This is a genomic window from Methylomonas stagni (genome assembly GCF_050154735.1).
In the GTDB taxonomy this organism is placed as follows: Bacteria; Pseudomonadota; Gammaproteobacteria; order Methylococcales; family Methylomonadaceae; genus Methylomonas; species Methylomonas koyamae_A.
In genome coordinates, this window is the sequence record NZ_CP189557.1 from 4,740,613 (window position 1) to 4,767,091 (window position 26,479).

The window sequence follows — 26,479 nt, forward strand, 5'->3', positions numbered from 1 at the left end:
GTGCGGGACCTGGACGAGTTGTTCGCGGCCTTGTCGAGGGCCAGATTCCGCGCCCAATTTCGCTTGCCGGACAAGGATTTGAAATACCTGCGCGACAAGGGCCTGGACACGGTGTTACGGCATGCCGACGATTTCGTCGCCAAGCGTCTGGCCGCCGCCGAACCGGTCAACGACGGCAAGCAAACCCCTTATCGGGGCCACCCGGTTTTCGTCGCTCAGCACGCCACCGCCTGTTGTTGCCGAACATGCCTGGAAAAATGGCATCGCATTCCGCGCGGCAGAGTTTCGACCGAGCTTGAACGCGCTTATATTCGCGAGGTGCTGGGCCGCTGGTTGTCGGGATATCTGTTCGGTCCGTCTTAAGCGGGGGCGAACCGCTAGCCATCCGCTGAAACCGCGCGTTATCGACTAAACTGACGGGGTGTGGCCGGCCGGCCTACTTTGAACGGCGGAGGGCATTGGCCCGGAGACGCGATGCTCGAACATTTCTTCCTGGAACCCAGCGACTTATCTTACGGCTTGATGCATGGGCACTTAGATCTTGCGATGGTCGCGTGTTCGGTGCTGATCGCGGTGTTCGCGTCGTTTTGCGCATTGGAAACCATGGCGCGCCAGTTTCACGGTCGGCGTCGAATTTGGTTATTGGCCGGAGCGTTGATGTTGGGTGGTGGCGTCTGGGCCATGCACTTTATCGGGATGTTGGCGTTTCGTTTGGAAGTGCCTGTCGGCTACGATCCCTGGTTGACCTTGCTTTCGTTAGTGCCTGGGATCGTCGCGGCGGGGGCGGCGTTGCGCACGTTGGCGGGCAGTGGTGATTCGGCGACCGGAAAAATCCTCGGCGGCGCGATCTTGGCGGCCGGGATCGGCGTGATGCACTTCACCGGCATGGCGGCCGTCCGATTGGATGGCGCCTTGCGCTACGACCGTAGCTTGTTCGTGGCCTCGTTGCTGGTCGCCGTGTTGCTGGCGATTACCGCGATGTTGTTAAAGCCCTGGCTGAGCCGGCAGCGCCGGGCGGGGTCGCGCGCGAATTGGCTGCCGTCCCTGCTAGGCGGAGTCTGCCTGGGCGGCGCGATTTCCGGTATGCATTACGTGGCGATGGCCGCGGCCAATTTCGTCCGGCGGCCGGCGCAAACCTTGGCGGAATCGGCTGTGACGGTGGACTCGGCCGGCATGGCGATTGGGGTTGCGGTCGTTGTCACGCTCTTGATCGTCGGCGGCGCGACCGTGACTTTTCTGATCGGGCGAATTACCTCGGAACGCTGTCGAATTCAGGCAATTTTGGCATCGACCAGCCAGGGCTTGTTGATGCTGGATCGGGCTGGGGTCGTCACCGGCACCAATCCGGCTATGTTGAGCATGCTTGGTCTCACCGACCCCGAGGTCGTGGGTCGTTCGTTTCGGGATTGGATTGCTTCAGGCGACGCCGATGTGCTACGCGGCGGTTACCGGGGCGAGGTCGGCTTGCGGCGCGCCGATGGTTCAATATTGCCTTGTCTGGCATACGGCAACGATGTCGTCGATGAACGCGGCGGCTTGTGGTACCGGTTTGTGTTATTCAGCGATATTTCCGAGCGTAAGCGGCACGAAGCCGATATTCGCGCCAATCAGCAGCGCTTGCTGGACATTCTGGATTTCAGCCCGATCGCAGTGCGGATCGCGACTCGACAGGGGCGGGAAGTGGTGTTTTACAACCAGCGCTACGGAGAGGTTATCGACAATGTCGACGCGACCGGCGACGATCCCGGTCGCTACTACACCCGCCCGGAGGAGTACCGGGAAATCTTGGCGGAATTGGCCGAAGGCCGGTGCGTGATGGACAGGCAGGTCGAAATCCGTACCCGCAATGGCCGCACCTTATGGATGTTGGCGTCTTATATGCCGATCGTGTATCGGGACGAAGAGGCCGTGCTGGGCTGGTTCTACGACATTACCGAGCGCATCGAAGCACAGTGCCAGTTGACCCGGCAGTTGCAAGTGCAACGCGACATCGAAGAGTCGTTGCGAATTGCCAACGCCGAACAGCGGGCGATTTTCGACTCGGCGTCGTCCGGCATTGCGCTGCTGCGAGTCGAGATCGTTTTGCGCTGCAATCGGCAACTGGAAAGCATCTTCGGCTACTCGCCGGGCGAATTGGACGGCCGCTCGACCCATTTGTGGTATGCCGACGACGAGTCTGACCGGATCGGCGGCGAGGCGGCCGACCGAGACATACTGAACGGCGGCAGCTATAGGCGCGAGCAACAACTGCTGCGCCGCGACGGCAGTCTGTTCTGGGCGCGGGTGACGGCGCGGGCGCTGGACGGCGTCGATCCCGCCAACGGCGTTGTCGCTTTGGTGGATGACATCGGCATCGAACGCGAAGCGGCGGAGGCCTTGCGCAAGGCCAAGGAGCTGGCTGAAGACGGGGCCAAAATGAAGGCGGATTTCTTGGCGAATATGAGCCACGAAATTCGCACGCCGATGAATGCGATCATCGGTTTGAGTCATTTGGCCTTGAAAACCGAACTTAGCAGCCAACAACGCGACTACTTACAGCGCATCCAGGCATCCAGCCACCATTTGCTCGGCATCATCAACGACATCCTGGATTTCTCTAAGATCGAGGCCGGCAAATTAGCGGTCGAAAATATCGAGTTCGATCTGGAGAGGATGCTGGACACCGTGACCGGCCTGGTGCGGGGTAAGGCCGACGAGAAAGGCTTGGAGCTGATCTGCGACGTGGCGGAAGATGTGCCGATGGTGTTGATCGGCGATCCGCTACGTTTGGGGCAGGTGTTGATCAATTTCGGTTCCAATGCGGTGAAATTTACCGAACACGGCGAAGTCTCCGTCGTGATACGCAAGGACCGGGATAGCGGGCGGGAAGTCAAGCTGCGCTTCGCGGTGCGGGATACCGGTATTGGTCTATCAGGTGAGCAAATTCACGCGCTGTTTCAACCGTTTCGGCAAGGCGATAGTTCGACGACGCGCAAATACGGCGGTACCGGCCTAGGATTGGCGATCTGTAAAAAACTGATCGAATTGATGGGCGGCGAAGTCGGCGTGGACTCGGAGCCGGGCCGAGGCGCGGAATTCTGGTTTACGGTGTGGTTGGGCAAGGGCAAGGAGCGATCCAAGCCGCTGGCCCGGCCGGATTTGCGCGGGAAGCGTTTGCTGGTCGTGGACGACAACGAAAACGCCCGCTCGGTGCTGGTGTCGTTGCTGACCGGCATGTTATTTTCGGCGGATCAGGCCGATTCGGCGGAAACCGCTGTCGCCGCGATCCGCGAGGCGATCAAGGTCGATCGACCGTATGAACTGATTTTCGTGGATTGGCAGATGCCGAAGACCGACGGCATCGCGTTAGCCGGTAACATTCTCGGCATGGGCCTAACTCCGCGCCCCAAGTTGATCCTGGTGACGGCCTACGATCGTCAGGAAGTGTTGGCGGGGGCGAGCGTGGCCGGCATCGACGAAGTACTGATCAAGCCGGTCAACGCTTCATCCCTGTTCGACAGCGTGATTCGAGCGCTGGCTGGCGGTCCCGCGCCGCAATTGGTTTCCGAGTCGATGCCGTTGCCGACTGCGGATTGCGCGGGGCGACTGTTGCTGGTCGAAGACAACGAAATGAATCAGCAGATTGCCCGCGAGTTGTTGCAGAGCTGGGGCTACCGGGTGGATGTGGCCGGCGACGGCGCGGAAGCGCTGACCAAATTGCGCGGCGACAGTTACGACGCGGTGCTGATGGACATGCAAATGCCGATCATGAACGGCGTCGAGGCCACTCGCGAGATTCGCAAAATCCCGGAATTGGTGGATTTGCCGGTGTTGGCGATGACCGCCAACGCGATGTCGCAAGACCGCGACGAGTGCCTGGCGGCGGGGATGAACGACCACATTGCCAAACCGATCGAGCCGGACGATTTACTGGCCTTGTTACAACGTTGGCTGGTGCGGCCGCCGAGACGGCCGCCTGAGCCGACGGCGCGCTCGCCGGTGCCGGAAAACGTGCCTGGCTTGGACAGCGCGGCCGGCTTGCGGCGCATGTTGGGCGAAACCGACTTCTATTTGGCCATGCTGAAAAAATTCGTCGAAGGTCAGGCCGACGCCGCCGAGGCGATCGGCGCGGCCTTGACCGGCGGCGATCGCGAGACCGCGCGGCGCCGGGCGCATACCTTAAAAGGCTTGGCCGGCAACATCGGTGCATTGCCGGTCGCGGAACTGGCGGAGCAATTGGAATCCCGTTTGCGCGGCGGCGAGGCGCTGGACGCATTCGCTCCGCTGTTGGCCGCTATCGGCGATCAACTCCAGGTGCTGTCGGCGGGTTTGCAACCCTGGTTGCCGGAAGAGGCGGCGGTGGAGGCGCCGCCGCCCGCCGCGGGCGAATTTCAGACTGCGTTAAACCGGCTGAAGGCGCTGCTCGGCGACGACGATGCCGAGTCCGGCGATTATCTGGCGGCAAATGCCCAGCTGTTTGCCGGCGCGTTTCCACGGCGGTATGCCGAGCTGCGCAAAGCCGTCGATAACTTCGAATTTGCCAAAGCCTTGGCACTATTGAACGAAACCGACGCGGAAACGGAGTAGCGCCATGCGATCCAACGAACGATTGATACGCCCAACCGTGCTGGTAGTCGACGATACGCCGGACAATCTGGTGTTGATCAGTGGCTTGTTAAAGCCTTATTACCGGGTCAAGGTGGCGGGCAGCGGTCCGCACGGTTTAAGGATCGCCGCCGGCGACGGGCCGCCCGACCTGATCTTGCTGGACGTGATGATGCCGGAAATGGACGGATATGAAGTGTGCCGGCTGTTGAAGGCCGACGTTCGCACCGCCCAAATTCCGGTGATCTTTCTTACCGCGAAGACCGAGCAAGAAGCCGAACGATACGGCTTGGAACTGGGCGCGGTCGATTACATCGCCAAGCCGGTCAGCCCGCCGATCGTGTTGGCCAGGGTCAAGAACCATTTGGCTCTGAAGGCGGCCGCCGATTTTCTGCGCGATCAAAACGCCTTTCTGGAGAACGAAATACGGCGGCGTATCGCGGAAGTACTGGCCATTCAGGATGCCACGATACACGTCGTTACCGCGTTGGCGGAAACCCGCGATCCGGAAACCGGCAATCATATTCGGCGCACCCAGTTTTATGTGAAGGCGCTGGCCGAGGCACTGCTCAGCCAGCCGCGTTTTGCCGGGCGCTTGAACGAAGCCGATGTGGCGATCTTTTGCAAATCGGCGCCGCTGCACGACATCGGCAAGGTCGGCATTCCGGATCGGATTTTGCTGAAGCGCGGCCGGCTAACCCCGGATGAGTTCGAGATCATGAAAACCCATCCGGCGCTGGGTCGCGAGGCCATCGAACGCGCCGAACGACAATTGGGTATGCGGGTCGGCTTTTTGGACGCGGCCAAACAGATCGCCTACGGTCATCACGAAAAATGGGACGGTTCCGGTTATCCCCACGGCTTGTCCGGCGACGCCATTCCGATACCGGCCCGCTTGATGGCCATCGCCGATGTTTACGACGCGTTAATCAGCCGGCGCGTCTACAAACCGCCGATGTCCCACGAATCGGCGTTGGCGACGATGCGCGAGCAGCATGTCGGTCATTTCGATCCGGACATGCTGGCCGAGTTTTTTCGGATAGAAGCGCAAATTCGGGAGATCGCCGAATGCTATGCGGACACCGATCAAGGTCCAGCCACAAATCCCCTTTGAAAATCAATGTAAAAATTCTTACAAATGGATTCCGGGGTTTGTGTCGTTGCAAACATTGCGCCGACCCTTTCCAAGGGCAAATCGGGGTTGTCGAAAAAAAGTTATTTAAAGTCATAGGTTTATAGATATTTTAGAACTGGCATAGCCTGTGCTACCTCACTTCGTAACCCATCCAAGCGAGGTACTCATCATGGAATTGCCAGTATTAAACGAAACTCCCGCAGCCAGCGCAGGCGGCTGTTCTTCCCACTCTTGCGGTACGTCCGATGACCAACTAGGGCATTTGTCGGACGAGATTCGCTCCAAGGTGGAAAACCATCCGTGTTACTCGGAAGACGCTCACCACTACTTTGCCCGCATGCACGTGGCGGTGGCGCCGGCCTGTAACATCCAGTGCCATTACTGCAACCGCAAATACGATTGCTCTAACGAATCACGTCCCGGCGTGGTTTCGGAATTGCTGACCCCGGAACAGGCGGTGAAGAAAACCATGGCGGTCGCGGCCAATATCCCGCAAATGACCGTGCTGGGCATCGCCGGCCCCGGCGACCCGCTGGCCAATCCGGAACGGACTTTCGAAACCTTCCGCCGCCTCAGCGCCGAAGCGCCGGATATCAAGCTGTGCGTTTCGACCAATGGTCTGGCCTTGCCGGAATCGGTCGAGGAATTGTCCAAACACAATATCGACCACGTCACGATCACGATCAACTGTGTGGATCCGGAAATCGGCGCGCAAATTTATCCTTGGATTTTCTGGGAAAACAAACGCATCAAAGGCGTGAAAGGCGCGAAGATTTTGATCGAGCAGCAACAAAAAGGCCTAGAAATGCTGACAGCTAGAGGCATTCTGGTCAAGGTTAACTCGGTGATGATTCCCGGCGTCAACGACAAGCATTTGGCTGAAGTCAGCAAAATCGTCAAAGCCAAGGGCGCTTTCCTGCACAACGTGATGCCGCTGATCGCCGAAGCCGAGCACGGCACGTTCTACGGCGTGATGGGCCAACGCGGTCCGACCCAAGACGAACTGATGGACCTGCAGGATTCTTGCTCCGGCGACATGAACATGATGCGCCACTGCCGGCAATGCCGGGCCGACGCGGTTGGTCTGTTGGGCGAAGACCGCGGCGACGAGTTCACGATGGACAAAATCGAAGCGATGGAAATCGATTACCAGTCCGCGATGGAAAAACGCAAGGTCATCCACGAAGCGATTGCCGAGGAAATGCACAGCAAGCGTGCCGCCAAAGCTGAAAAAGCCGCCAGCCATGCCGACGAGCCCAAGCTGAACACCCGCCCGGTACTGATGGCCATCGCCACCAGCGGCCAAGGCGTGATCAACCAGCATTTCGGCCATGCTAAAGAGTTCTTGATCTACGAAGCTTCTCCTGACGGCGTGCGTTTCATGAGCCACCGCAAAACCGATCTGTATTGCAGCGGTGACGAGACTTGCGGCGACGGCGAAAGCGTATTGCAGCGCACGATCCGGGCGCTGGAAGGTTGCGAAGTGGTGCTGTGTTCGAAAATCGGTTACGAGCCTTGGGACATGCTGGAGCAAGCCGGCATCGTGCCTAACGGCGAGCACGCGATGGAGCCGATCGAAGATGCGGTGATAGCGGTGTACAAGGAATTGGCCGCCGCCGGCAAGTTGGACGAGGTGAAAGACGACCAACGCGCAACCGCGTAACTACGGACCGGATTTACCCGCGTACGCAAGCAAGGCTTGCGTACGCGGGTAACCCGCCCATTCAGCACACATTCGCCAAGAGGTGACGTCATGGCATTGAAAATTATTGAAACCTGCGTGAACTGCTACGCCTGCGAGCCTTTGTGCCCCAGCAAGGCAATTTATATGTCGGAATCGGCCGGGCATTTTAAAATCAACCCGCGCAAATGCACCGAGTGCGAGGGCGATTACAAAGATACCCAGTGCGCCAGCATTTGCCCGATCGAAGGCGCGATACTCGACGCGCAAGGCATCGCAATCAACCCACCCGGTTCGCTGACCGGTATCCCGCCGGAGCGCATGGCGGAAGCGATGGCGGAACTGCAAGCCCATTGACGGCGATGGCCATCGTCCATTTCTACGAGAAACCGGGTTGTTTGAACAACACCCGGCAGAAGCAGTTGCTTAACGCGGCCGGCCACTTGTTGGTCGTGCATGATTTGTTGCAGCATCCATGGGCCAAACAACCCGACCTGTTGAGGGCGTTTTTTGGCGAAATGCCGGTTGCCGAATGGTTTAACCGTAGTGCGCCGGCCGTCAAGCAAGGCTTGATCGATCCGGATAGTTTGGATGAAGCACAGGCGATCGCGTTGATGGTTGGGCAGCCTTTGCTGATCCGCCGGCCGCTGATGGAAGTCGACGGCACTCGGGTATGCGGCTTCGACGAAGCTCAGGTCGATCGCTGGCTAGGTTTGAAAATACCGTCCGGCAAGGATTTGGAGACGTGTCCTAGGCAGGCCCACGCCGAGGCGTGCAAGCCATGAACACCCTAAAGTTGGAAAACGATGACGGCGTTCCGGTAGCGGTGTCGTTATCGGAGCGGGTGCATTGGATAGGCGCTTTCGATCCCAATCTGCGTACCTTCGACATCATTCTGAAGACGGCCAACGGCACCAGTTATAACGCCTACATCATTCGCGGCAGCGAAGGTGTCGCGGTCATCGATACCGTGAAGGAAGGCTTTGCCGGCGATTTTTTCGCTCGACTGGAAAGCGTGGCCGATTATTCGGAAATCAAGGTCATCGTTCTGAATCATCTGGAACCGGATCACACTGGCGCTCTGCCGGAATTGATGCGGCGGGCGCCGCAAGCGCAGTTGTTCATCTCGCAAAAAGCGCAATCGATGTTGAAGGGGTTGCTGAAACAGAACGAGTTGAGCTTTACGCCGGTGTTGACCGGCGATTCGGTCTCGCTCGGCGACCGTAGTCTGGAGTTTTTGCACACACCTTACCTGCACTGGCCGGATACTCAGTGCACCTACGCGCCCGAGGAAGCTATCTTGTTTTCCGGCGACGTATTCGGTTGCCATTTTTGCGACAAGCGTTTGTACAACGATTGCGTCGGCGATTTTCGGTTCTCGTTCGAGTATTACTACGCGCACATCATGCGGCCGTTCAAGGAATACGTGGTACGCGCGCTGGAGCTGATCGAGCCGTTGCCGCTGACGCTGATCGCTCCCACGCACGGCCCGATTTTGCGCGACCGGCCGCAGCATTACATCCAGCGCTACCGGCAGTTGTCCAGCCCGGCCCTACATAACGAGCTCAGCCCCAATCAGAAGACTCTGCTGATTTTCTACATCAGTTCCTATGGGAATACCCGGCGCATGGCGGAAGCGATTTACCAAGGCGCGATGCAGGTCGAGGACGTGCGGGTATCGCTGTACGACCTGGAGGGCGGAGAAGTGGCGCCTTTCGTCGATTTGATCGAAGAAGCCGACGGCTTGGTGCTGGGTACGCCGACGATCAACGGCGACGCGGTCAAGCCGATTTGGGATTTGTTGTCCTCGCTGACCGTGGTCAATCTAAAAAACAAGTTGGGCGGGGTGTTTGGCTCCTACGGCTGGACCGGCGAAGGCGTGCGTCTGGTCGAGGACCGTCTGCGCGGCTTGAAATTGCGGGTACCGATTCCCGGTCTGCGGGTGAAACTGATCCCAACCGACGACGAAATTTTGGAATGCAAAGCCTTTGGCTTGGAACTGGCGCAGGAGTTGACCGGCGCCCGAGCCAACCGCACCGTGAATTTCGCCGATTTGGCCTGAAACAACATCGACGCGCGCCGCGCGGACAGGACCGTGTGAGTCTTGCCACCGATTGTCCCGCTTGTTGAGCAGCACAAGCGGTTTACCGAGTATTCGGCCGGAGCCCCTGGGTTTCGGCCGGGCCGATGCAAGGACGCATCGGTGGATCCACCGTCGAAAGGCGGTGGAAATCGGGGGCCTTATCGGGCCTCCACAACGAAGATTCGTCAGATTAGGCGGTTTTCGGGATTATTTTCAATACCTTAAGGAGTTTTAGCAATGGCCAAAGCGACCATTACGTTCGAAGATATCAATGTCACTGTCACGGTTCCGGCCGGCACTCGAGTCATCGAAGTGTCTGAAAAAGTCGGGTCTGGGATTACCTACGGCTGCCGAGAAGGTGATTGCGGCACCTGCATCATGAAGGTGACTTCGGGCTGGAATCATTTGACCGAGCCATCGGTGCTGGAAGATAAGGTGCTGCGGGAAAACATGGCCGGCAAACACAATCGTCTGGCTTGTCAGGCGCAAGTGTTGGGCGGTCAAATCTCCGTCAAACCGGTGTAACCCACTTCACAGGAGGCAGACATGGCTTTAGTGACCTTTACCAGTCCCGAATATCGGGATAAAACCGTTTACGCGGTAGCCGGCAGTCACACTCAGACGGTGCTGAAACTGGCTTTGGAAAACAAGATTCCGATTAACTTCGAATGCGAAGACGGAGAGTGCGGTACTTGTTTAGTGCGGGTAACCAGTATCGACAAAAAAATCAACGCATGGGCGGTCCGCTGACCGAGAAGGAAAAAACCGTGTTGAAAGAAGTCGGTAAGGTAACCGCCGAGGAGTTGGAAAAAATGATCGTCGACGATTTGCCATGCGAGTGGCGTCTGGCCTGCCAGATGATAGTCAGAGACGAAGACATCCGGGTCGAATACTAACTCGGTTAACCCCGGCCGGAGGAAAGTCGATGAGTTGCATACCCGTCCTAGCGTCGCCGGCGGAAGCCGATTTGGCGGCAAAAAACCAGTCCAGGCAGGCGATCCGCGACGATCTTTTGGCCCGTGCCAGCCCGACGCCCAATCGCGTCTGGCTGGCGCAAATTATCGCCAGTTGGGCGGTCGGAGACGGCGTGTTGCCGGACCGAATGGGCTTGGAGCCCGACGATTTCAAGCAGTTGCTGGCGCGGCATTTTTCCGGATATTCGTTAGCGGAAACGGCAGTGTCCGGTAGCGTGCTGGATTACGGTAGGATGCTGGAAAAACAGGATTTGGAAGTGTTGTTGCGGCAATTTGCCGTCGAAGCCGACGATCGGGAAATTTTGATCTCGTTGATCGTTTCGGCTTGCTTGGGCAGCGATCATCTTTGGCAAGATCTCGGCTTATGGTCGCGCAAGGACTTGTCCGATATGTTACTGCGGAATTTTCCGGAATTGGTGGCGCGCAACAGCAAGGATATGAAGTGGAAAAAGTTTTTATATAAGCAGCTTTGCGAGGCCGAAGGATTGTATGTCTGTCGGGCGCCCTCCTGCGAGGTTTGTCACGACTACCCACAGTGCTTTGGGCCGGAAGATTAACCGCTCTCGACGAGAAGAGTCGCTCTATTAAGATTTCGTTAAAATACTGGTTTTACCGGAATTGTCACATTTTTAACTTATACTTGTGCTTTTTGCTTGGACGCCGGAGTTTTTCCGGAGGAATGGATAAATGCATTGGTATCGTTGGGCGCTTGTGGCGTTGCTTGGCATTGCGACGCTCGGGCATGCCGAAGAGTTGGACAAGCGGGCTTTGCGCGACCGCTATGACGAACTCAAGCAGCATTACGAAGGGTTAAAACGGCGGGGGTTCGATTTGCGAGTGACCGACGCTCAGGTGCAAGCCATCGAGCAAGCTCGCCAACACAACGATTTGCGCGGATTAGCCGCTGCTCTCTCCGAGCTGGACGCGACGTTTCAAACCCTCGAACAGCCCAAGCCCACCCAAAGCGACGCAGGCGCGCCAAGCGCTGCAATCCAGTCGCCGGTAGCGACCTCTCCGTTATCCACTAGTCCCGTCAAGGCGCAACGTGCCGTCATCAGAACGCTGGCGTCGAACGCCACGTTTCGCCAACTTCTAGCCTATAAGGGCAATCCCCGCCGTATCGATGCCAGCGGGGCGGCCGGGCGGAATATCGACGAGTTTTCCGATGTCGCGGCTCAGCGCGATGCCGGCTGGGTATTGGCGCTGGCTTTGGTGGAAGCAAATCCCGAATTGTTTGAAAAAGCGGCGCGGGCCGCGGAATTTGCGTTCGGCAAGCAAGATCCGAGCGGATATTTTCATAATGGCCAGGGTGCATCGCCGCGCACGGCGATCAATGCCGACACTTTTTTTCTGCAAGCTTACGGGCAAATGCTGTGGATACTGAAAGAGGATAACAGCCAGCCGGCCTATACAGCGCGCTTGGAAGCTTTGTTGCCTAAGGTCCGCCAGGCGATGGCTTGGCTTAGACAAAATACCGATGAAATGCTGCGCCAAGATGGTCACACCGCCAACCGACTGGTGTTTGATGCGCTGGCATTTCAGTTGAACGGCAAATTGTTGGACGATCCTAGTTTGGTTGCGATCGGTAACGGATTTTTGCGCGACGTGGTGGCGGCTCAACGCGGCGATGGCGTATTCGTCGAAAAGGGCGGTCACGATAGTAGCTACCAGGCTGTCACATTGATGAATCTGCAAATTGCCTGGTCCTATTCCGACGATGCTCGTTTGCGCCAGCAGTTGTTCGACGCGGTGCGCTTGGGTATGGCTTGGTTGAAACCGCGTATTCTGACTAGCGGCGAAGTGTCGGCCGAAGGCAATACGCGTACCGGCCTGGGCCAGGAAAGTTTCTTCGGCAAGGTCAAGGAAATCAATTATGGCGAAGTCGCCTATTGCCTTTACTACTGGTCGGTGATCGCGGACGATGCCGAGGCGGGCCGTCTGGCCGACAGCGTGATGGCATTTGCGCTTAAGCACGGTTGATCTAAAGTTTTAGGGTGCGGAATCGGCGATTCCGCGTTTATGTTCTGTGGGGATGAGTTATTCGGGAAGAAAATGGAAAATACACTGAATTTTGCGTTATTGGGTTGCGGTCGGATTGCCTCTCGGCATGCGGAGGTACTGTCGGGACCCGTGGAAGGCGCTAGATTGGTGGCGGTTTGCGACGTCACCGAGGAACGGGCGGAATTGTTCGGCAGCAAATACGGCGTGCCGCACTTCACCGACCTGCACGAAATGATGGCGGCGATGGGCGACAAGATTGATGTGATCAACGTGCTGACGCCGACCGGTTGCCATGCTCAGCACGTGTTGGAAGTCGTTGAATACAAAAAGCACGTGGTCGTCGAAAAACCGATGGCGTTAACGTTGGACGATGCCGAGGCAATGATCGAGGCTTGCGATCGTGCCCAAGTCAAACTGTTCGTCGTCAAGCAAAATCGATACAACGTGCCGGTGCAAAAGCTGCATCAAGCGATGAAGGCCGGGCGTTTCGGCAAGATTGCGATGGCCACCGCGCGAGTGCGCTGGATGCGCAATCAGGCCTATTACGATCAGGACGGCTGGCGCGGCACTTGGTTGTGGGACGGCGGCGTGTTTTCCAATCAAGCCAGTCACCACGTGGATTTACTGACCTGGCTGTGCGGCGACGTCGATTCGGTGTTCGCATACACCGCGCGTAGTCTGGTGGATATCGAAGTCGAGGATACCGGCGTCGCGGTGCTACGCTTCCGTAACGGCGCGCTGGGCGTCATCGAAGCCACCACGGCGGCCCGGCCGAAAGATTTGGAGGCGTCGATCAACATCCTTGGCGAACACGGTACTGTCGAGATCGGCGGTTTCGCCGTTAACCAGATGAAGACGTGGTTGTTCGAAGAGCCGACGCCCGACGACGAGCTGGTGTTGCAAGAGTTCAACCAGAATCCGCCCAACGTCTATGGCTTCGGCCATTTGGAATATTTGCGCAACGTGGTGCACGTGATCAATCACGGCGGCGGTGCGATGGTGGATGGTCTCGAAGGCTTGAAGTCGTTGCGCTTGATCAGCGCGATTTACGAGTCCGCCGCGACCAGTCGCGAAGTCTGGTTGCGCTTTCAGCCGACGCATAGTCGACTGGGCCGGGCGGAAATGCGCAGACGGAGCGACACGGCCGAGGATCTTCGTAAACCGCGCAAGTAACCCCTTCAGTTTTTCGACCCACGAGATTTTTAATTCATGTCCAATTCAGAAAATTCGCAGTCGTCGGCCAGCGTGGCGCCGACTGCCATCGTCCACCCCAACGTCAAGCTCGGCAAGAACGTCGTCATCGAGGATTTTTGCATCATCGGTTATCCGCCCAAGGGCTATCAGCCCGGCGAACTGGAGACCGTGATCGGCGACGATACCCATATTCGTTCGAACACGATCATTTACGCCGGCGCGGCTCTGGGTAGCCATTGCCATGTCAGTCATTACGTGTTCATTCGCGAGAATACCAACCTCGGCGATCATTGTTCGGTCGGCGTTAACGTCGTCATCGAGCACCACTGCCAGATCGGCAACAACGTGCGTCTGCAGGCCCAAGCCGGTTTGTGCGAATACACCGTGCTGGAGGACGATGTCTGGCTGGGGCCTAGAGTCATCACCACTAACGTGCCGCATCCGACTTGCGACAAAGCCAAGGAATGTCTGAACGGACCGGTGATCCGCCGCGGCGCGATTTTGGGCGCGGCCGTGACGGTCAGCCCGAATCTCGAAATCGGCGAACGGGTATTGGTTGGGGCCGGCAGTGTGATCACCAAATCGACCGAGGACGGCGCGATTTTGTTCGGCGTGCCGGCCAAGAAAATCGGCGAGGTCGAGGGCGTTAAATGCCAGTACGAGTTGATGCCGCAAAGTCCGTACAAAACCGACGGAGCCGCGCCGACCGATGCGCCCGCCCGTCGCGTGCCGTTTGCCGATCTCGGTGCCCAGTATCAGCGCCACAAACAGGAATTCCGTCTGGCGATGGATCGGGTGATTTTGAACAATCGCTTTATCAACGGTCAGGAAGTCGCCGAATTCGAGCAAAGTTTTGCCAGCTATTGCAAAACCGCTTACGCGATCGGCGTCGGCAGCGGTACCGATGCGCTGGAACTGGCCTTGATGGGCTTGGGCATAGGCCAAGGCGACGAGGTCATCACGACGCCGCACACCTTTATCGCGACCGCCGAAGCGATCGCCTTGTCCGGTGCCACCCCGGTATTTGCCGACATCGATCCGCTGACTTATCAAATCGATCCGGCCGCGTTGGAAAGCAAAATCACCGCCAAGACCAAGGCGATCATTCCGGTGCATCTGTATGGGCATCCGGCGCCGATGCCGGAAATTCTGGCGATTGCCAAAAAACACGGATTACGGGTTATAGAAGACGTGGCGCAGGCGCACGGCGCGACGATCAACGGCCAGACCGTCGGCGGCATTGGCGATGTCGGTTGTTTCTCGTTCTATCCCGGTAAAAACTTGGGGGCCTACGGCGATGCCGGCGCGGTGACCACCAACGATTCCGAATTGGCGGCCAGAATCGCCAAACTGCGCGATCACGGCCGTTCGACTAAATATTTGCATGAAATCGTTGGCCGCAATAGTCGTTTGGATACCTTGCAAGCAGCGTTGCTCAACGTCAAACTCAAGCATTTGCCGAAATGGACCGCCAGTCGGCAGGCAGCCGCCGCCCATTATCAAGAAAAGCTGGCCGGTTTACCGTTAACGTTGCCGGCCGTCGCGGAAGGTTGCGAGCCGGTTTACCACTTGTACGTGGTGCGTTGCCAGGATAGGGACGGATTGTCCGCCTTTCTGAAAGCCAACGGCATCGACAGCGGCGTGCATTATCCGACGCCGTTGCATTTGCAGCCGGCGCTGGCTTACCTGGGCTACTCGGCCGGCGATTTTCCGCGTACCGAGGAGGCCGCCGCCAACATTTTGTCGTTGCCGATGTTCCCGGAAATCACCCGCGATCAGATCGATTACGTCGCGGCAACGATACAGCGTTTTTTCCAGGCATAAGGCGGCGACATGGCGGCTCCGGAATTATCCATTGTCACCTCGGCGTATAACGAGGTCGGTAACGTCGAACGCTTTCTGAGCGGGGCGTTGCAAGCTGTCGAAAATCTGGGCGTGTCGGCCGAGATCGTGTTTTTCGACGACGGCAGCACCGACGGTACCGGCGCGGCGGTGGCGGCCTTTGCCGGCCGCTCCGGCGACGTTCCGATCAAATTGGTCAGCCGGCCGCACAAGATGGGGATTACCGCGACGATTGTCGATACCTATCCCAACACCGCCGGCCGCTACGTGTGTCTGGTGCCGTCCGATCTGGAGTCCTTGCCGGAAGACGACATCCCGGTGCTGTACGGCGCGATGGACGACGAGACCGACGTGGTGGTCGGCTGGCGGAAGGACAGAGGCGACGGCAAATTGTTGGCTTCGAAAATCTACAATTGGATCAACTGGTACTTGTTTGGGGTGCGCTTGCACGACATGAACTGGATCAAGTTGATTCGCCGCGAAAAGCTGAGCGATTTGCGGCTGCGTTCCGATTGGCACCGGTTTTTGGTGCCTATCCTGGCGCAGAAACGCGGCTGCCGGTTCAAGGAAGTGGTTACTCAGTGGCATCAACGCCGTTACGGCCGATCCAATTTTGGACTCAAGCGTTTTTCGATCGCTATCGCCGATCTGGTGACGGTTAAATTATTGCTGGCTTACGGCGATCGGCCCTTGCTGTTTTTCGGTTATTGCGCGGTAGCGGCGCTGGCGATTGCCTTGCTCGGTCAGGGTGTGCTCGGCGGTGTCGCGGCGACCGGATTGGCGTTGACCAGCGTGTTATTGCTGGCCATTGGCGCCGCCGTCGAATTCATTTTAAAAACCGGAGATCGCTAAACCATGAAAGTGTGCATGATGACTTCGGTGTATGCGCTCGGCGAAGACGACCGTAACGGTTCGTTTTTGGTCGAGTGCAACCGATACATGACCGAGCGCGGTTACCGGGTCGAGGTGTTCGCGCCCAGCTACGAAGGCCGGGAAAACCATAGCGTGCAAGGCGTGCCGGTTTACCGCTTCCGTTATTTTTTCAAGCGCTTCGAAAATTTGACCCATTTTCAGGGCGCGCCCAACCGGATTCGCAATCCGCTGTATTTGTTCGTGGCCGGGTTTTATATTCTGTCCGGTCTGGTCCAGGCGATCGGATTTTGTCGGCGCGGCAATTACGATGTTATTCACGTCCATTGGCCGTTCCCGCATGGGATCTGGGGCTATTTCGCGGCGATGGCGCATCGCACGCCCATCGTGCTGACGTTTCACGGCGCCGAACTGCTGCTATCCAAGAAGTTTCCGTTCGTCGCCTATTTCATTCGCCATGCGGTCAGGCACGCCCAGGCCTTGATCTGCAATTCCAACTATACCGCCGGACAGCTCGCGGCACTGACCGGGGTTCCGGTGGCATCGATACACGTGATTCCGTTCGGCGCCACGGTGGAGATCAAACCCGTCGAGAAAAACCGCGCCAAGCCGGTCAAGGACGTGTTGTATGTCGGCCGTCTAATCGAGCGCAAAGGTGTCGGCTATTTGCTGAATGCGTGGACGGACATCGTCAAGCACACCCAAGCGCGCTTGCATATCGTCGGCGACGGCGACAAGGCCGCCGAGTGGAAGGCTTTGGCCCAAACGCTTGGCATCGAAGCCAGTGTCAGCTTCCACGGCGTCGTGACCAACGAGCAATTGGAACAATTGTATCGCGAGGCCGACGTGTTCGTGTTGTCGTCCATTGTCGACAGCCGAGGCGACACCGAGGGTCTCGGCATTGTGTTGGTCGAGGCCTTGGCTTACTTGACGCCGGTGGTGGCTTGCGATGTCGGCGGCATCTCCGACGTGATTCGCGATGGCGAAACCGGCTTGCTGGTGCCGCAACGCGACGCCAAGGCGCTGACGGATGCGGTATTGAAAGTACTCGAAAACCCCGAATTGGCCGAGCGTTTGGTCAATGCCGGAGCGGCCCACGCGAGGACATATTTCGATTGGCGGCGTATCATAGACGCCTTGTCTAACGTATATGGTTCGGTTACTCGTGAAAAGTCCTAAACCACTATCGATACTATCCGGCGTTTCCGGTTGGTTTTGGCTTTACGTAGGCCTAATTCTGCTGGGCGCCTACTTGCTGTACGCGGCGATCGTGCCGACCTATAAATCGCCCAATTCCCGCTTGTGGAGCTCGGCGATGGGTTATCCGGCCATGTTGCGCAAAATGAACGCGGAGATTCCAGTCGAAACCGCGTTGCCGAGCCAGCGGGAAATGGTTAAGACCGTGTCGGCGGCCGGTGAAATCGGCTTTTTGCACGAGGTGCCGATCAATATCGAAGTCGCCAGTATCGTGACCGACGTGTATGTGGAGAGCGGCGCGAAAATCAAGGTCGGCGATCTGTTGCTACGTCTGGATAACGGCGGCAGTCCGACCCGTTTGGCCCGTTTGGATGTCGAGGACAAACGGAATGCCTACGAAAAGGCCCGCCGCGATTATTTGCGGGAGAAAGAGGCCTTCAAAAGCGGCATCATCGCCCAAACCGATTTGGCGCAGTACGAAGCGGACATGAATCAGGCCCGAATCGAATTGAATAAGGCGCAGGAAAGTTTGAGCCAATCGTTCGAGTCGCGCAGCAAGAACATCTTCGGCGACGCCAAGCAAAGCAGTCGCGGCGCCAAGACCGACATCCTGTCACCGATCGACGGCGAAGTGGTCCAGGTGGCGACCTATGCCGGAGAGAACATCCTAGGCCCTAAGAACGGCTTGATGTCGCTGGGCGATACCTTGATGTTCAAGGCTTCGGTCGATCAGCGCTATTTTTCGACGATACAAGCCGGCAATCGGGCGGAAGTTTATTTGCAGGCATATCCCGATAAGCCGTTCGCCGCCAAGGTGATTAAAATCGACAACTTCATCGCGGTTGCCGGCAAGGCCGAGGCGACAGTCCCCTATACGTTCAACGTTTGGTTGGAATTGGAGGGGGTGCCGACCGAATCGATACCGCTGGCGCGTGGTATGAACGGCTATTGCCGCTTCGATTATCCGTTTCAGGCCCTAGCGATACCGGAAAAAGCCTTGCTGAATTATTCCGGACAGCGCGGCGTCGTCATGACGGTCAATGCCGAGCGGCGTTTGGAATTGAAGCAGGTCAGCTACAGCGCCAGCATGGATGGCATGGTAGCGATTTCGTCCGGACTCGGCGAGCGGGAGCGCGTGGTATTGAGCGGACAAGTTGGTTTGCAATCCGGCGATAAAGTCAAATTTGAAGAATGATGAATAGAAAATCGGCGAAGATGAGTGTCGAAGCCTCGAACGGGGCGGAGATCGGTGAAAGACGTCCACGCAAAGCCCAAGCCGGAAACAGCTGCTGGGTTAGGGCTTGGCTGATCGGTGCGGCAATGACCTGCGCGAGCATGCCCTCGGCTCAGGCGTGGCCGTATGGCGACGATGCGGAAGCCGACAGCGGCGAAGTCGCCGCGCCCGCATTTTGCGAAGGCATACCGCGCCAGTCGGTCGGTCGCTTGAGCTTGCCGGGAGCGATCAAAATGGCGTTGTGCCACAACCCTTCGGTCGTTAAAGCGCGTCGCGACGTGCGGTCGGCGCGTTTGAACTACGACGCCGAGGACGCCAAATACGCGTCCGAGGTCGAATTCACCGTCAATGAAAGTTACCAGTTCGGCGATACCAGCCAGATCGAAAATGTGGTCAACGTCGACCCGGCCAATCCGACCTCGATCCGTTCCAATTCGGAACGCACCTATATGAGTCTACGCTGGACCGCGCCCTGGTGGTACAAATCCGAATTCAAGTACGAGGCAGCCAAGAGCCGCTTGGGTATACAGTTAGCCGAGGCGCGTTTGAACCGTACCGAACAGGATGTGATGTTCTCGGTTTATAAGGCCTATCTGGCGGCGCTGGTGCAGAAACATAAGCTGGATATCGAGACTCGCAAACTCGAGGCGATCAGCGACCAGAGCAAAACCCAACAACGCAATTTCGAATTGGGGCGCGCTTCCGAAGTCGGCGTGGTGATCGAGGAAGGCAATTTGCTGAATCAGCAATTGACCGCCGGCGACACCCGCGAGGCGATGGATACCAAAATGAACGAGTTGCTGGGCTGGCTGGATATCAAGAATGCCACCGGCGTGGAATTGGACGACTATCCGCTGGAGCCGGGCAAGAGCGATGTTCACGCCTACGATATCGATCGGGCCTTGCAGTTCCAAACCCAGGAAGTCAATATCCAGATAGTTCAACAAGCGGTCGAAATCGACAAGCACGAAGATGTCTGGAAACCCACCGTCTCGACCTGGGCCGGTTACAGTCCCTACATCAAGTCGGTCGGTACTTCGCAATCCAGGGAAATCAACGACTTGGTGACCGTGGGCGTGGAAGTGCAAGTCGAGTTGCCCAATTTCGAGGCTCGCGATGCCGCCGTTAAGGTGGCCTCTCACGACAAGACCATGTTGGACGAGCAATTGCGCGGCGCGATCGACGATACCCGCAGCCAATCCAGGCAATTTCAAAATAAATTAACCAAATTGACCGAGCAGATCGAACTGCTGGACAAATTGCGCAAGGTTCAGGAACGCCGACTGGAAGCCGGCCGGAAAAGTGTGGAGCTTGGCACGATGAACCCGATGGAATACCGGAATCTGGAAAGCAATCTGGATGCGACCCAAACCCAGCGCTTGGATAAATTGTTCGATTATCTGGTGGCGGAAGCCGAGTTGAAACATCTGCACGGCATCGACGTGCTCGCTAACATTCGTTGACAACGACAATACCGGAGGATTCGCGGTCGACAGATGTTGGCGTGGCCGACGCGCTGAGAAAAGCAGCGGCGCCGCGCGCCCCGACTTGCGTGATTGCGTTTTCTTGTTAGCTAGGGCGACAAGACTTGCGCCGTCGGATCGGTGTTTTGCTCGACCAGCGACCAACCACCCCCTAAAGCTTTATACATTTGTATTTGAGCGGTCAACACATCCAATCTTGCTTGGACGCGGTTGTTTTCGGTGCTCAGGTAACTGCTCTGCGCATTCAACAATGCTTGGAAATCCACCGCGCCCAAACGGTAACGGTCCTCGGAAATCCGGTAAGCCAACTTGGCCTGCTCCGCGGCGCTTTGTAGGGCTTGCAGACGGCGGCGGCTGTTGGCGAAGGTCGCGGCGGCGTCCTCGACTTCCTTGAAGGCGGTCAACACGGTTTGTCGGTAGTTTTCGATCAACTCGGCATTCGCGGCTAATGCGTAGTCCAGAGCGGCTTCCAAGCGCCCGCCTTGGAACAGCGGCTGGGAAAGTCCGGCCGCCAGACTCGCCGCCACGCCGGCCGGTTGCGGGTTGGCAAGCACGCTGCTTAGGCTTAACTGCAACTTCGGATAAAACGCGGCGCGCGCCACGGCGATATCGGCATTGGCGGCCACCAGCTCCATTTCCAATTGACCGATGTCCGGTCTTCGCTGTAATAGGTCGGCGGGCTGCGAGGCGGGAATGCTCGGTGTCGCCAGATCGGCGAATCGCGCCGGCGCCAAGTGTAAATGTTGCGGCGGGTGGCCGAGTAAAATCGCCAAACTGTTTTCCGCCAGCGCTTGTTGCTGGATCAGCTGGTCTAGGCTGGCGCGGGCATTGGCATGGGCCGTGCGTTGCTGGGCCACTTCCAGTTCGTAGGCGGCGCCGGCTCGTTGGCGAGCTTCGACGATAGTCAAGATCGCGCCGACCGTTTCCAGGAAATCGGCCGCGATTTGCCGGCGTTCTTGGAGGGCCAGCAGGTTGAAATAGGTCTGGCCGATGTCGGCCATTACGACCAGCCGTAGCGCGTCGCGGGCGAACAGCTGGCTCAGCACGCGAGCGCCGCCGGCGTCGCGCTTGGCCCGATTGGCGCCCCACAAATCCACCTCGTAAGCGATGTCGATTTGGCCGCTGGTTTTCTGGCTGTCGCTCAGTTCGTTGCGGCTGTCGCTGAAGTTGCCGTCCAACGTCGCACTGGGCCAGAGGTCGGCACCGGCGATTCTGGCTTGAGCGCGCGCTTGCGCTATCCGTTGAACGGCCGCGGCCAGATCCTTGTTGGCGGCCAAGGCTTCGCCGATCAAAAGGTTGAGTTGCTCGCTGGAGAAAGCTCGCCACCATTGCTCATCGATATCGGCCGGATCGTCCGCGCGCGCTTCCCGCCACTGCGTCGGCGTTTCGGCGCTGGGACGTCGGTAGTCGGACAACAGGTTACAGCCGGCGTTCAGGCTTAGTAACGCAAGTAGGAGCGCTGGATGTCGGGCTTTCTTGGTCATTCCGCCGCCAAGGCCACGACCGGATCCAGAAAGGCGGCTTTGCGGGCCGGTAGGTAGCCGAATAACACGCCGGTACCGAAGGCGCAGGAAAAAGCGAGGATCGCCGGTAGCGGCGAAAACAGCACCGCCATCTCGAAGTACTTCAAAACGTAACCGGCGGCAAATCCCAGCAACACGCCCATTAATCCGCCCAAGGTACAGACCACCGCGGCTTCGGTGTTGAATTGCAACAAAATATCGCGGCGCCGGGCGCCGGTGGCAATACGGATACCGATTTCGCGGGTGCGTTCGGTGACGCTGACCAACATGATGTTCATGACGCCTATGCCGCCGACCAGCAAGGAAATAGCGGCGACAATGCCTAGCATCAAGGTAAAGGTATTCTGGGTTTCGGTGGCCGATTCGATAATCGAGGCCATGTTGCGTATCCGGAAATCCTCGGTCTGGTGACGGGCGATCAGCAAATCGGTGATCGCTTGTTGGGTGGCGTCGATCTTAACGACGTCCTCGACCCGCACCGTGACGCCCCCCAGATACTTCTGGCCGAACAAACGGGTCAGGCCGGTCGTAATCGGTACGAACACCGCGTCGTCGCGGTCGCTGCCTTGGGCGTCGGCACCCTTGGTTGCCATTACCCCGATCACTTCGAACGGAATATTGCCTATCATCGCGAAACGGCCCAGCGGGTCTTCGCCTTCGGCGAACAACAGTTTGCGTACCGTTTCGCCCAATACCACCACCGGTGCGTAGCGCCGCTGGTCGCGCTCGTCGAAAAAATCGCCAAGCGCGACCGGCCAGTCGCGTACCCACGGCATGCTGGACGCGACGCCTTGCACGCTGGTCGCGTAATCGACACTACCGTAACGCACGGTCATCCGGCCGTTGCGTTCCGGCGCGGCCGATGCGACGTTGGCCAGTTCCGCGATCGCGTCGGTATCGGCGAGTGTCAAGGTGGCCACGTCGCCGCCACCGCGAAAGCCCGGCAGGCCGGGGCGGATCGATAGGATGTCGGTGCCCATCGCCCGCATTTGCTCCAGCACTTTTTCCTGGCTGCCTTGGCCGACCGCCAGCATAGTCACGACGGCGGCGACGCCGATGACGATGCCCAGCAAGGTTAGCGCGGTGCGAAACAGGTTGACGCGTAGCGAGCGTAGCGCGGTCTTGGCTGCTTCGCCCAGTTCCGCCGCCAGCCCGGCGCCGCCGATGCCGGGGTGCGCCGGCGGCGGCACGGCCGAACCGCGAATATGAGCTTCCCCGTCGCCGACGATCTTGCCGTCGGCGATATGAATCACGCGTTGCGCATGGGCCGCGATTTTTTCGTCGTGCGTGATCAGCAATACCGTGCGGCCTTCGGCGTGCAGATTGCCGAGCAGACTCATCACCTCCATGCCGCTGTGACTGTCCAGCGCGCCGGTCGGTTCGTCGGCCAGAATCACCGGCGGGTCGTTTATCAAGGCACGGGCGATTGCGACCCGTTGCTGCTGGCCGCCGGAAAGTTGCATTGGTCGGTGCTCGCCACGCTCGGCCAGACCCAGTTTACTTAACAGCTGCAAGGCGCGTCGTCGGCGTTCGAGCTTCGGTAGGCCGGCGTAGAGGGCAGGTATCTCGACGTTTTCGGTGGCGGTGGCGGTATTCAGCAAATTGTAGCGTTGGAATACGAAACCGAAGCTATCCCGCCGTAGCGCGGCCAGTTGGTCGGGGTCCAGGTCGGCCACGTCGCGACCGAGCACCCGGTAAGCGCCGGCGTCGGCACGGTCCAGGCAGCCGATCAAATTCATCAGCGTCGACTTGCCCGACCCGGACTGGCCGACGATCGCGACGAATTCGCCGGGCCAAATCGTCAGCGAGACGCCGTCCAGCGCTCGAACCGTGGCGTCGCCGTTCGGATAGACGCGCTGAATGTCGGTCAGTTGCAGCAATGGCGTCTGATTCATAGGCGCGGTACTCCGGGCGCCGCGTTCGGACCGAGCGGTCCGGGGTCCTTACGGCGGTTTTTGATCTTGTCTTCGCCGCCGGCGGGCGGTTCGACCCGGTCGCCGACCGCCAGTCCGGCCCGAACTTCGGCGAAACGGCGATTGCGCAAGCCGATTTGGACGACTTTCTCGCCGCCGTCCGGGCCGGCGACCTTGACGCGATAGGCGTCTCCCAAGTCGCTGTCGTTGCGGCGGTCGCGGGCGCCGAGCGCGTTGATCGGTATTAGCGGGACTTGCTCGGCCTTGCCCAGCACGAAAAACATCTGGGCGCTCATGCCGGTCATCAATTGCCGGTCGCGGTTGTCGACGTCGACCAACACGTTATACAGTACGACGTTGTTGATGACTTCCGGCGTCGGCAGTATTTGCCTGACCGTGGCTTGCCAACGCCGCTCGCCCGAGCCCATCGTCGTGAAATATACCGCCATGGCCGGGCGGAGCCGCATCACATCGGCTTCGGCGACTTGGGCGCGTACCGTCATCGTGTCCAGTTTCGCCAACTGCAGGATCATCGGCGTGGTTTGATTGGCGTTTAACGTTTGGCCCTCGCGGGCCTTTTGATCGACCATCGTGCCGGCCATCGACGCGTAGATTTTGGTGTAGCCCAAATTGGTTTTATCGCCGTTCAGCGTCGATTGCAATTGCTCGATTTGCGCTTCCAGCGCCGCGACGGTGGCGTCGGCGTTTTTCAACGTGAATTCGCTGTTTTGAAAATCCTGGACGCTGACGCCGTGGCTGACCAGCAATTCCCGGTTGCGTTCGTATTGCTGACGGGCGAACAGTGCTTGCGCTTGTTGACCGCGCAATTGCGCTTGCAGGTTCTTGATATTGGCTTCGTCGGCGGCGACCCGAGCCGCATAAATTCGCGGATCGATCTGCGCCAGTAGTTGGCCGGCCTCGACATCGTCACCGATTTTGACTTGGATTTTTTGTAACTGACCGGTGACTTGGGCGCCGACATCCACGTATTCCTTGGGCTCGAGTTTGCCTTGAGCGGTGACGGTTTCCTCAATGTCCCCGAGCGTGACGGTCGCTAACGCGGGGCGGTCGGCATCCGTGGACTTATTAGTGGGCGTCAGCCAGCGATAAGCCGCGATCGCGGTAGTCAACAGCAACAGCAAAATGATCGCGGGCCGACGTTGACGGCTACGGTTATTCTCCGGGTTTGGCGGCATGGCAACGGTATCGGTTGATTACGGTTGGTACTAGTAAACATTCCGACCGGCAGTAGTGGCGATGGCTTCGACAGCGGTAGGTGGGTAAATCTTCCCGAGCCTGAACAATTCGGCGGCGGGATCGCGGCTCGCTAGTGAGCCGGTGTTCAGTTTAGGTGTTGCGCGGACGCTTGGCAAGACGGTCGAGCCGTAGCTGGGTGTAAAGCTTGGTAAAGGTGGCGAAAATCATTGGCGCGGTCAACGCGCCGTTTCGAACTCGAGTGGGATGGGAGGAGTCTTCACTCCGTCATTAGGGTGGGGGCGGTCCCTTGCGACGGCCGCCCCTCTTTGGAGTAGCGACTAACCCGTTAGCCGGCCGAACGTGCGGATCGCGAGCGTTTCATGGAACCGACAGCCAGCAATCCGGAGAACATCAGCAGTCCGGAAGCGGGCAACGGCACTTGGCTGACCAGCGGTGTTTGAGTCAGGCTGACCGCGCCGGCACCGACGAAGGTCAGACCGGTTACGAAGGCTTGCGGATTGTTGGGGTCCAGGCCCGCGCTGACTTCGATGCCCAGAATTCGGAAGCGGCTGACGCCGCCGGGTTCGAAGAAGTACTCAATGCCTGCGGTCAATGCCGCCGCGAACACGTACTCCGTATTCTCCCAAAGGTACAGATCGTAAATTCCGTCCCCGAGATTGGTGGGCAGCAGAACGGAAGCAATGTTGGGACCGGATGTGACTTCGTAGTCGTAACCGACCGCTACCTCAGGGTCGATAAAGATGGGTTGTTCAGGTTGAACATTGAAATCGAAGACAAAAGCGCCGTCTACGACAACCGGCAACAACGGGTTGGACGGCGTTGCGCCGGGCGTCAAACCGTTGCGGATGCTGAACGACCAGAAGCCGGGGTCGCCGTTGACGACATTGGTGTTATTGGCAATATCGAGAATATCGCTGGTGAACGAACCCGGCAGCGTGAAGTAATTGACGTTGTCGCCGGCGTCGAAACCGGCTTGCGCGGGGGTGCCGCCTAAGCCGTTGCTGCCGTTGCTGGCGTCGCCGGTGGTCCATTCCAGCCGGTCGTAGCGAAATTCGACGTCGAAGTCGCCGTTTTGCTGGTTGCGCAACACCAGTTGGAAGTTATTGGTTTTGTCGGCGTGTTCGCTGTAGTAACCGACGTTGTTCCAGGTGACGATGGTCGTATTGCTGTTCGGCGCGCCGACGTAAACGTTGCCGCAACCGTCGCAACGCGTATCGACATCGGCCCAATAGGGCGCGATCATCGGTTGTTCGGAGATCGGGAAACTGCTGGGCGTGAATTCGGATAGCGGCGACTGAAACGTGATATTGCCGTTGTTGTTCACGTAAAAGTTGTTGAACACGTTTCCGTAAAAATTAACGGCAAACGGCAGATTCAACATCGAACTCGATTCGTCATCGTTAGGGGTCAGGGCTATCTCGCCGAATGTGCCGTCCGCCAGCGTCAACAACGAAACGGCGTTTGCCGAACCGGGTACCGCTAACGTCAGGGACAGAATTCCGCCGACTATCAGTGCTTTCATTCCACTCTCCTTGCTGCAATTGTG

The 26,479-nt window shown here is 58.4% G+C and carries 20 protein-coding genes and 1 pseudogene; 17 read left to right on the top strand and 4 right to left on the bottom strand.

The window, feature by feature from the left end; translation table 11 throughout:
* The 17 genes and pseudogenes from ACP4CD_RS21670 (at position 1) to ACP4CD_RS21750 (ending at position 20,258) form a co-directional block, all read left to right on the top strand.
* Positions 1-363, top strand: a complete 363-nt coding sequence (locus ACP4CD_RS21670; RefSeq protein WP_426992575.1) for a DUF4186 domain-containing protein — start codon at positions 1-3, stop codon at positions 361-363.
* Positions 364-474: 111 nt separating this feature from the next.
* A complete protein-coding gene (locus ACP4CD_RS21675; RefSeq protein WP_426992577.1) occupies positions 475-4,566 on the top strand; it encodes a response regulator in 4,092 nt (1,363 codons plus the stop codon).
* A 4-nt stretch (positions 4,567-4,570) separates the two neighbouring features.
* The gene (locus tag ACP4CD_RS21680; protein ID WP_064030674.1) at positions 4,571-5,698 is read left to right on the top strand and encodes a response regulator; all 1,128 of its coding nucleotides are present in this window, start codon (positions 4,571-4,573) and stop codon (positions 5,696-5,698) included.
* A 190-nt stretch (positions 5,699-5,888) separates the two neighbouring features.
* Positions 5,889-7,382, top strand: coding sequence for a nitrogenase cofactor biosynthesis protein NifB (gene nifB / locus ACP4CD_RS21685; RefSeq protein WP_426992579.1), 1,494 nt, complete (start codon positions 5,889-5,891; stop codon positions 7,380-7,382).
* Positions 7,383-7,472: 90 nt separating this feature from the next.
* The gene (locus ACP4CD_RS21690; RefSeq protein ID WP_064030672.1) at positions 7,473-7,757 is read left to right on the top strand and encodes a 4Fe-4S dicluster domain-containing protein; all 285 of its coding nucleotides are present in this window, start codon (positions 7,473-7,475) and stop codon (positions 7,755-7,757) included.
* 5 nt (positions 7,758-7,762) lie between these two features.
* Positions 7,763-8,185, top strand: a complete 423-nt coding sequence (locus tag ACP4CD_RS21695; protein ID WP_313730746.1) for an ArsC/Spx/MgsR family protein — start codon at positions 7,763-7,765, stop codon at positions 8,183-8,185.
* Positions 8,182-9,462, top strand: a complete 1,281-nt coding sequence (locus tag ACP4CD_RS21700; RefSeq protein WP_064030735.1) for an FprA family A-type flavoprotein — start codon at positions 8,182-8,184, stop codon at positions 9,460-9,462. The genes ACP4CD_RS21695 and ACP4CD_RS21700 overlap by 4 nt, the downstream gene beginning before the upstream one ends.
* A gap of 258 nt (positions 9,463-9,720) precedes the next feature.
* Complete coding sequence (locus tag ACP4CD_RS21705; protein ID WP_064030670.1) at positions 9,721-10,008, top strand: 2Fe-2S iron-sulfur cluster-binding protein; 288 nt, start codon at positions 9,721-9,723, stop codon at positions 10,006-10,008.
* A 21-nt stretch (positions 10,009-10,029) separates the two neighbouring features.
* Positions 10,030-10,379: pseudogene (locus ACP4CD_RS21710) on the top strand (2Fe-2S iron-sulfur cluster-binding protein).
* A 29-nt stretch (positions 10,380-10,408) separates the two neighbouring features.
* Positions 10,409-11,014: a nitrogen fixation protein NifQ gene (locus ACP4CD_RS21715; protein ID WP_064030668.1), complete on the top strand. Its 606-nt coding sequence runs from the start codon at positions 10,409-10,411 to the stop codon at positions 11,012-11,014.
* Between the two features lie 130 nt (positions 11,015-11,144).
* Positions 11,145-12,437, top strand: coding sequence for a hypothetical protein (locus tag ACP4CD_RS21720; RefSeq protein ID WP_064030667.1), 1,293 nt, complete (start codon positions 11,145-11,147; stop codon positions 12,435-12,437).
* 72 nt (positions 12,438-12,509) lie between these two features.
* Entirely contained in the window at positions 12,510-13,631 is a 1,122-nt protein-coding gene (locus ACP4CD_RS21725; RefSeq protein WP_064030666.1) for a Gfo/Idh/MocA family protein, read from the top strand.
* 36 nt (positions 13,632-13,667) lie between these two features.
* Positions 13,668-15,476: an aminotransferase class I/II-fold pyridoxal phosphate-dependent enzyme gene (locus ACP4CD_RS21730; RefSeq protein WP_313730751.1), complete on the top strand. Its 1,809-nt coding sequence runs from the start codon at positions 13,668-13,670 to the stop codon at positions 15,474-15,476.
* 9 nt (positions 15,477-15,485) lie between these two features.
* Positions 15,486-16,346, top strand: a complete 861-nt coding sequence (locus ACP4CD_RS21735) for a glycosyltransferase family 2 protein (RefSeq protein ID WP_064030665.1) — start codon at positions 15,486-15,488, stop codon at positions 16,344-16,346.
* Positions 16,347-16,349: 3 nt separating this feature from the next.
* On the top strand, positions 16,350-17,543 hold the full coding sequence (locus ACP4CD_RS21740; protein ID WP_426992582.1) for a glycosyltransferase family 4 protein: 1,194 nt from the start codon (positions 16,350-16,352) through the stop codon (positions 17,541-17,543).
* A complete protein-coding gene (locus ACP4CD_RS21745; RefSeq protein WP_426992583.1) occupies positions 17,530-18,756 on the top strand; it encodes an efflux RND transporter periplasmic adaptor subunit in 1,227 nt (408 codons plus the stop codon). The genes ACP4CD_RS21740 and ACP4CD_RS21745 overlap by 14 nt, the downstream gene beginning before the upstream one ends.
* Before the next feature lie 125 nt (positions 18,757-18,881).
* Positions 18,882-20,258, top strand: a complete 1,377-nt coding sequence (locus ACP4CD_RS21750) for a TolC family protein (protein ID WP_426992584.1) — start codon at positions 18,882-18,884, stop codon at positions 20,256-20,258.
* A 110-nt stretch (positions 20,259-20,368) separates the two neighbouring features.
* Here ACP4CD_RS21750 and ACP4CD_RS21755 read toward each other — a convergent pair whose 3' ends face one another.
* The 4 genes from ACP4CD_RS21755 to ACP4CD_RS21770 all read right to left on the bottom strand — a co-directional run bounded on the left by ACP4CD_RS21755 (position 20,369) and on the right by ACP4CD_RS21770 (position 26,455).
* The gene (locus ACP4CD_RS21755; RefSeq protein ID WP_064030661.1) at positions 20,369-21,763 is read right to left on the bottom strand and encodes an efflux transporter outer membrane subunit; all 1,395 of its coding nucleotides are present in this window, start codon (positions 21,761-21,763) and stop codon (positions 20,369-20,371) included.
* The gene (locus tag ACP4CD_RS21760; RefSeq protein ID WP_426992586.1) at positions 21,760-23,697 is read right to left on the bottom strand and encodes a MacB family efflux pump subunit; all 1,938 of its coding nucleotides are present in this window, start codon (positions 23,695-23,697) and stop codon (positions 21,760-21,762) included. Before ACP4CD_RS21760 ends, ACP4CD_RS21755 begins: the two co-directional genes overlap by 4 nt.
* Positions 23,694-24,911: an efflux RND transporter periplasmic adaptor subunit gene (locus ACP4CD_RS21765; RefSeq protein ID WP_281021271.1), complete on the bottom strand. Its 1,218-nt coding sequence runs from the start codon at positions 24,909-24,911 to the stop codon at positions 23,694-23,696. Before ACP4CD_RS21765 ends, ACP4CD_RS21760 begins: the two co-directional genes overlap by 4 nt.
* 347 nt (positions 24,912-25,258) lie before the next feature.
* Positions 25,259-26,455 (bottom strand): nidogen-like domain-containing protein, encoded by a 1,197-nt coding sequence (locus ACP4CD_RS21770; protein WP_168032617.1) that lies wholly within the window; start codon positions 26,453-26,455, stop codon positions 25,259-25,261.
* Positions 26,456-26,479 lie beyond the last annotated feature (24 nt).

Bases quoted from the DNA above. Each gene is read 5' to 3' on its own strand.
- ACP4CD_RS21675 (WP_426992577.1), top strand. From the start codon at position 475: ATGCTCGAACATTTCTTCCTGGAACCCAGCGACTTATCTTACGGCTTG.
- ACP4CD_RS21680 (WP_064030674.1), top strand. From the start codon at position 4,571: ATGCGATCCAACGAACGATTGATACGCCCAACCGTGCTGGTAGTCGAC.
- nifB (WP_426992579.1), top strand. From the start codon at position 5,889: ATGGAATTGCCAGTATTAAACGAAACTCCCGCAGCCAGCGCAGGCGGC.
- ACP4CD_RS21690 (WP_064030672.1), top strand. From the start codon at position 7,473: ATGGCATTGAAAATTATTGAAACCTGCGTGAACTGCTACGCCTGCGAG.
- ACP4CD_RS21695 (WP_313730746.1), top strand. From the start codon at position 7,763: ATGGCCATCGTCCATTTCTACGAGAAACCGGGTTGTTTGAACAACACC.
- ACP4CD_RS21700 (WP_064030735.1), top strand. From the start codon at position 8,182: ATGAACACCCTAAAGTTGGAAAACGATGACGGCGTTCCGGTAGCGGTG.
- ACP4CD_RS21705 (WP_064030670.1), top strand. From the start codon at position 9,721: ATGGCCAAAGCGACCATTACGTTCGAAGATATCAATGTCACTGTCACG.
- ACP4CD_RS21715 (WP_064030668.1), top strand. From the start codon at position 10,409: ATGAGTTGCATACCCGTCCTAGCGTCGCCGGCGGAAGCCGATTTGGCG.
- ACP4CD_RS21720 (WP_064030667.1), top strand. From the start codon at position 11,145: ATGCATTGGTATCGTTGGGCGCTTGTGGCGTTGCTTGGCATTGCGACG.
- ACP4CD_RS21725 (WP_064030666.1), top strand. From the start codon at position 12,510: ATGGAAAATACACTGAATTTTGCGTTATTGGGTTGCGGTCGGATTGCC.
- ACP4CD_RS21730 (WP_313730751.1), top strand. From the start codon at position 13,668: ATGTCCAATTCAGAAAATTCGCAGTCGTCGGCCAGCGTGGCGCCGACT.
- ACP4CD_RS21735 (WP_064030665.1), top strand. From the start codon at position 15,486: ATGGCGGCTCCGGAATTATCCATTGTCACCTCGGCGTATAACGAGGTC.
- ACP4CD_RS21740 (WP_426992582.1), top strand. From the start codon at position 16,350: ATGAAAGTGTGCATGATGACTTCGGTGTATGCGCTCGGCGAAGACGAC.
- ACP4CD_RS21750 (WP_426992584.1), top strand. From the start codon at position 18,882: ATGACCTGCGCGAGCATGCCCTCGGCTCAGGCGTGGCCGTATGGCGAC.
- ACP4CD_RS21755 (WP_064030661.1), bottom strand. From the start codon at position 21,763: ATGACCAAGAAAGCCCGACATCCAGCGCTCCTACTTGCGTTACTAAGC.
- ACP4CD_RS21760 (WP_426992586.1), bottom strand. From the start codon at position 23,697: ATGAATCAGACGCCATTGCTGCAACTGACCGACATTCAGCGCGTCTAT.
- ACP4CD_RS21765 (WP_281021271.1), bottom strand. From the start codon at position 24,911: ATGCCGCCAAACCCGGAGAATAACCGTAGCCGTCAACGTCGGCCCGCG.
- ACP4CD_RS21770 (WP_168032617.1), bottom strand. From the start codon at position 26,455: ATGAAAGCACTGATAGTCGGCGGAATTCTGTCCCTGACGTTAGCGGTA.